This is a genomic window from Mesorhizobium sp. 128a, assembly GCF_053848025.1.
Genome location: NZ_JBSPKY010000039.1, coordinates 22,532 through 29,285 on the forward strand (window position 1 = coordinate 22,532; position 6,754 = coordinate 29,285).

Annotated in this window: 2 protein-coding genes; one reads left to right on the forward strand and one right to left on the reverse strand. The window is 58.1% G+C overall.

Translation table 11 applies throughout. The features are described 5' to 3' along the window. Window positions 1-2 precede the first annotated feature (2 nt). Entirely contained in the window at window positions 3-5,885 is a 5,883-nt protein-coding gene (locus tag ACWTU9_RS32020; RefSeq protein ID WP_455861810.1) for a DEAD/DEAH box helicase, read from the forward strand. Here ACWTU9_RS32020 and ACWTU9_RS32025 read toward each other — a convergent pair. Then, a complete protein-coding gene (locus tag ACWTU9_RS32025; protein WP_318012890.1) occupies window positions 5,882-6,322 on the reverse strand; it encodes a very short patch repair endonuclease in 441 nt (146 codons plus the stop codon). The two genes, ACWTU9_RS32020 and ACWTU9_RS32025, sit on opposite strands and share 4 nt — an antisense overlap. Between the last annotated feature and the right edge of the window lie 432 nt (window positions 6,323-6,754).

The following is a 6,754-nucleotide window of genomic DNA, read 5'->3' on the forward strand; positions in this document are numbered from 1 at the left end:
CGATGTACGATCCGATCGGTGGCTTCAAGCGTATGATCGACCAGTTCATGGTCTACCTCGACACCGCCTATCGAATCGAGAATCCGACCGTGGCAGCTGCGCGGCACGTCTTGCTATCGGCTCCCGGCGAGCTCGCCCTCGATCCAATCTTCGAGGCGGTGCCACGGTACGTGCAGTGGGGTCATGGCATCGAGGAACTGGTGGCCGACTCCGAGGGGCGGCTCGAAGGCTTTTCCAAGGTACAAAGGCGAGCGTTTGCCGAGTTGGTTCTGTGCGGTCTTTTCGACAGCGTTGCCGATGACACCGAGCTCGGAAGAAAGGGATCTTACAAACCATACCTTCACCAAATGGACATGTTGCGCCGCGGGGTCGCAGACGGTCTGCCGGGTATCGTCACCTCGGGAACGGGTTCAGGAAAGACCGAGAGCTTTCTTCTGCCTTTGCTGGCGCAAATCTCTCGAGAGGCGACTTCCTGGCCGGCTCCCCTCCAGCCGATAGACGACGACTGGTTGGATCCGCGCGGAAGATTCAAATATCACCGCAGAAACGAACATCCCGATCGGCCAAAGGCGATGAGGGCGATCGTCCTCTATCCGCTGAACGCCCTCGTCGAAGACCAGATGGTTCGACTTAGGAAGGCGGTGGATTCGCCAGAGGCTCGCGCCGTGATGGATCAGTACTTCGCGGGGAACCGAATTTTCTTTGGGCGATACACGGGCAAATCTCCCGTTACTGGGTACCTCGAGCACCCACGCTTGGCGGACACGCCATATTGGGACAAGCGCTCGAAGCGGGCCACTGGCGAACTCCGAAAGGAGCTTCGACGCTACCGGGAAATCCAGGCGAAGATCGGTGCTGACCCGACGCTCCCCGACGATCTGAGGTACTTGTTCCCATCTACCGATGGCGGAGAGTTGATCTCGCGTTGGGATATGCAGGCCACGCCTCCGGATATCCTCGTCACCAACCAGTCGATCCTAAACGCCATGCTGGTGCGCGAGATCGATGCACCGATCATAGATCAGACCCGCGACTGGATATTGCGGGAACCTTCAGCCCGCTTCTACCTGATCCTGGATGAATTGCATCTCGTTCGTGGATCTGCCGGCGCCGAGATGGCTTCGCTATTAAGGATCTTGATCGAAAGGTTGGGGCTATCGCATCCCGATCATGCCCATAAGCTCCGCGTACTGTCATCTAGCGCATCGTTGCCTATGGAAGGGAGCGATTCCGCTTTCAGCGTCCAATATCTGAAAAGCATGTTCGGCAACGCCGGTACTGCAGGGAGCACAGACCTCGATAGAGCCTGGCGTGACAGCGTCGTCACAGGGACGACCGAAGTTACGCCCCGCCCCGACAATACTCCGACCTCGGAATCGCTGCGAGCTGTTGCCGATTCGGTCGAACGCGGCACCTCGACACCTGCTGGTGCAGGCGCGCTGCTAGCGAGCATTCTGGCAGCGTCCAAAACGATCGAGGACCCGCCCGCGAGTACGGACCTGGAGGTCCTAGAGCAGGCGACCAAGACCGCCGCAGCTATGCTCGAGTTCGGTACACAAGATCCTGAAGTACACGGAAGGAGGCGTCCCAGCTCGGTTGGGGAAATCGGTACTCGCTTGTTCGGGGAACGCGATGACGATGCGGTAAGGGGATTGTTGGTTCTCAGAGCGATTCCCGACCTTCCGACCGAAGTGCTGCCGGCCTATCTTAGACCACGCCGGAGCGAGATCTCCTCTCTCCCGAGTTTCAGGATGCATACCTTCGTACGGAATATCGAAGGGATGTTTGCCTCCGTGTTGCCCGGCCCCGACAAGGCGCCTGTCTGGGGCGCTCCGAGCATTGAGCGTGGCGTCGACTACGACACGTCTATGGATGGCGAAAAGCGACGTCTCTTCGAGCTCCTCTATTGCGAAGCCTGCGGGGAACTGTACGTGGGCGGTAAACGTGGCGAATCTGGCCGCTTCATTTCGCTGCTGCCCGCACCGGAGGAGCTGGAGAAATTGCCGGAAGTGGCTGCGTCGTTGCGTTTCGAGGATGCCAGCTACGAGGAATTCGCAATGTTCTGGCCAGGCGGGACGGAGCCGATCAACGAGTTGCGCGATGATCCCGCGTTTCGGTGGAACGCTGCATTTCTCGACTCTCGAACAGGCTTGATCTCACCATCGGAGCTTCCTGATGCTGTCCTAGGCTACTCCCTCCATCGGCGCGATGCGAAGGACCATCACGATCGCGATCGAACTACGGGCGGCACCGCCGTTCCCTACTGCTGCCCCAAATGTGGGACCGACTATTCGGGTCGCTACCGTGCCCCCAACTCCTTGCGGAGAGAGGGCAGGCTGTCACCCATCAGAAGCTTCCGAACGGGCTTTTCCAAAACCTCGCAGCTGCTGGCAACAGAATTGGTTGCTGCATTGAAATCGCAAGGAGGCGACGGCAAGCTCGTCGCGTTTTCCGACAGCCGGGAAGACGCTGCCAACCTAGCCTTGGAAGTCGAGGTGCAACACCAGACCGACCTCCGTCGCGAAATTCTAATCTCCTCAGCGGAGCGGTTAGCTCGCGAGCGAGCGTTTACTGCGGCTGATGAACGGGTGTTGGAGCAGCTAAGCCTCGACATCAAGGCGCTCATGCAACGCGACCTTCCCGAAGAAGAGGACGCACTGGAGGCCATGGTTGCGAAGAGAAAGGCTCTGCGGCAGAAAAAGGAAGAAGGCAAATACTCGCCAAGCCTGCCGCTCTCGGAATTGTTCGAATTCAATCGGGGTAGAGCCGGGGACGACGTCCGCCCCATCGTCGGCGGGCTGTTGAAGATCGGAGCCTTGCCCGTGAAAGGTGCCGACACCGTGCTGAACCGTGTGCAGCGCCAACCATGGTACCGCTTCTTCAGCGAGCGCGATGGTGAAAGCTTTTGGAAATCCGATGAGCCCGAACCGTTACATAGCCTGGTCGGAAAAGCTCGTAATTGGGTCGAGGAACAACAGAAGCCAGAAGCTACCGATCTACTGTTCAGTAAGACATATTTCGCGCTCGAGGAAACAGGCCTGGGTTGGCCTAGCTTCTACGGACCGAGCGAATACACGGCAGAGCTCTCCAAGAAGGACGCGTGGCTAAGACTGTTCGCCGACGCATATCGATTGGTACCCAACGAGTTTCAGAGCGAGGCCAAGAAGAACTGGAACGACGCTCGCGATATGCTAGGCGCGAGGCGGACGGGACGACTTCGGCACTTGATGGAAAAGCTCTTTACCGATCCAGCCGCCGCTGCGAACGAGTTCCTCTCCCAGCTCGGCGCCGAGTTGGGACAACGCACCAATGGGACGATCGACGTCACTCGCCTATTCTTTAGGACGGCAAACCCCGACGCGCCGGCTTGGCGTTGCGCAAAATGCGGTCGCGTCCACCTTCACAGGGGCCTGGAGAGTTGTACGCGCTGCGGCGAACGCCTACCTACCGAAACGGCTTTGACTGCCGGGTTGGTGTCATCGGGAAATTTCCTCGGTCGCCGCGTAATGCGCTCGCTCGAAACGGGCGGAGCGCTCTTTCGCTTGAGATGCGAAGAGCTGACGGGTCAGACGGAGGATCCGGCCACCCGGTTGCAGCAGTTCAAGGGTGTCTTCGTACCGGACGACGGAGAGAGTGAGAACGATTTCTTACTTCGCAAAAAGTTCGATGAAGTCGATCTCATATCGGTCACCACCACGATGGAGGTCGGCGTCGACATTGGCTCGTTGCAGGCCGTCTATCAGGGCAACATGCCTCCCCAGCGCTTCAACTATCAACAGCGAGTGGGCCGCGCCGGTCGGCGGGGACAGGCGTTCTCGACGGTTCTTACGGTGTGCCGGAGTAAGAGCCATGACATACACTATTTCCGCAACCCGCTCGACATGACCGGTGCAGCCCCGCCGCCGCCGTTCATAACGACCGGTCTCGTGGACATCCCGTCGAGACTGCTGCGAAAGTTCTGGCTCGTCGAGGCGTTCAACAAGTTGAGAAACGACGCGACCGACGCTTGGGCCGGCGACGACATGGTACCTGGGGACATCCACGGTGAGTTTCTCTACTGCCATGAATACTTCGATCCTAACAAGACGTGGCCTAAACTCTTACACGACGCCTTGGTGGAGACAAATCCGCAGTACGAGCTTTTCGCTGGCATCCTCGCAAGAGGCGCCCGATGTGACATCGACCAGCTTCGGAACGTGGTCGGTGTCGAAAGCGTGCTTGCAGACGTGGAAGCTCTGCGAGCAGAATATTCGATGCAGGCTATCGGCATTGCTTCCGCCTTGGCTGAGCGGGGTCTCATTCCCATGTATGGGATGCCAACCCGGTCGCGGAATCTATATGTCGAGCTTCTTTGGAAGAGAGCTCAGCAGGACCTCGCCCTGGAGTGGGATACGATCGACCGTGACCAGGATATGGCGATCTTCGACTTTGCCCCCGGTAGCGTGCGCACGAGGGAAAAACTGCACCACAGAAGTATAGGCTTCACCGGTCCCCTCCCAGTACCTAGCCAGTTCACGGATGATCTAACCAAACCTTTGGAGCCCTATTCTAGCTGGTTCAAAGATGATTTTCTGCTCGGCTATTGCGATCATTGCGGCACCTGGACGCGCAGCTCGTTCGAATCCATCGTCTGCGGCGGATGCGGGACCGATCTGGCAGCGAACGCGCGCCGCTGCATCACTCCTTCGGGGTACAGGAGCGATCTGCGGCCGTCCGAAGATTCGATCGCCTCGAAGGTCGGCCAACGCATAACGCTTGCGAGCTTGGGCAAAGCCGACGAGACGGTCGAGAGCGGCAATCTGCGGGTAAATTTCGCCGAGCGTTCCGAGGTATTCATCGTCAATCCTGGTGGTCGCGACGACCAGGGGTTCACCGGGTTCGACGTCACTCCATCGATTGATCTCTACGCCGCCAATCTCCCTTTCGCGCCCAAGAAACTGCAGTTGTCCAACCAAGCGATCATGACGGATGTCGTGCTTGAGGCACCAACACGGTGGGTGGGCACTGGACCTAGCGAGAGAGCATGGCTCGCTTCTCCCAAGATTACCAACTCGCTGCAGATCGGCGCTTCAGTGCTGAACGATAGACTGCGGCTAAACGAGTTGGACGGTGGGTTGTCGATGGGAAATCGCAGCCCCGGCCGGACAAGCGTTAGAGCTGCCGCCATTTCCGCAACAGAAATCGTGGTGCAACGAGCAGCATTCGAACTAGACATCGCGCCGGAAGAGTTCGATGCGCTCGCTCCCAATGCCATGCCTGGGAAGTCCGGCGCCCTACTTCCGTACCTCCAGATCGCGGACGCACTACCCAACGGCTCGGGATTTTGCCGACATCTTTTGAGTGACAGCTCTCTGCCGGTGACGTCACTCATCAATAGTGTTTTGAATGACACAGCGGCTTGGCCGAGGCGGATTTTCGATGATCGCGGCCACTCGGATGCATGTGGCACCTCGTGCTACCGATGCCTTCAGCGTTACAACAACCGCAACTACCACGGCCTACTCGATTGGCGCCTCGGGCTCTCGTATCTCAGGTCGCTGGTGGATCAGAACCATACCTGTGGTCTCGACGGAAATTACGATGCCTACGAGCTGACCGACTGGCGGGCATTGGCCGACCGGAGTGCGGCGGATTCCGCTACCTTCATCCCGCGAAACTCGAGATCCATAGTAGGTTCCACCCTCAAGTTGCCGGCATTCTCACTATCCGAGGGTTCCGACAAATGGGCTGTCGTAGTTCACCCGCTTTGGAGGCGCGAGGGCCTTCTGAGTTTCCTCGACCTCGATGACCGCTATGTTCCGATCGACACCTTCGAACTCGCACGACGACCGCTTCTCGCGATCGAGCGAGCTCGCAGTCAACGCACGGGATCAGTTGGACTCTAGCTATCCGTGGCTGTCCTCGCTGCCACCTCCGCGACGATTCGGTCGACTATGTCGTATGGCTGCTCGTGCTCCCAGAAACGCAGTACTCGCCAACCTTGGGAATACAGGTGAATGTCCGTTTCGTGATCGCGATCGGCGTTGCGCTTGAGTTTTTTCGACCAAAAGTCCGAGTTTGTCTTGGCCTGCGAGCCATGGACAGGACAAGCGTGCCAGAAACATCCGTCGAGAAAGATGGCGATCTTCTTCTTGGGAAATGCGACATCGCACGTCCTGCGCGGCATCGCAGGAAGCGAAAAGTGAACTCGATATCTCAGCCCGCGTGTAAATATCAATGAGCGAATCGTTCGTTCGAAAGCGTTGTCTCGACTTGGCGTCCTGCTCATTCGGTGACTCGCCGGACTTGACATTCGTTCCTTGCCTGCGCGAAGCCGCAGCATAGTCCAGCGACCGAACCGTAGATGTTGACCTCCACGCGCTTGAACACGAGTGCCGGTGCGGAACGAAATTCACACGCAGCAATTATCGATGCAAGCCAAACGTGGTGTTTGCATGCCGAAGGTGAATGAGACATGCAAGTCGAGCCGTACGGCAGGTTGGAACGGTAGCTGACAGCCTCTTGAAAGTCAGCGGCGAGATACAGATGCCATTTGGCCATTTACCACGGCCGATGTTGGTTAACGGGTTGACGGGAAACCGCACCGCTATTGGAGGAGCTACATTCCCCTAGCAGAGCCAGAAATGCGGGAGATCGAGGCGCTCGACGATCCCACCTTTCTTATTGTACCAGGCGCTAGCGATCGACCCTGTTGATTTTCACTGAGAACTGACCCGGCATTTCCACCGAGATTTGACCCGCCTTTCATGTATGT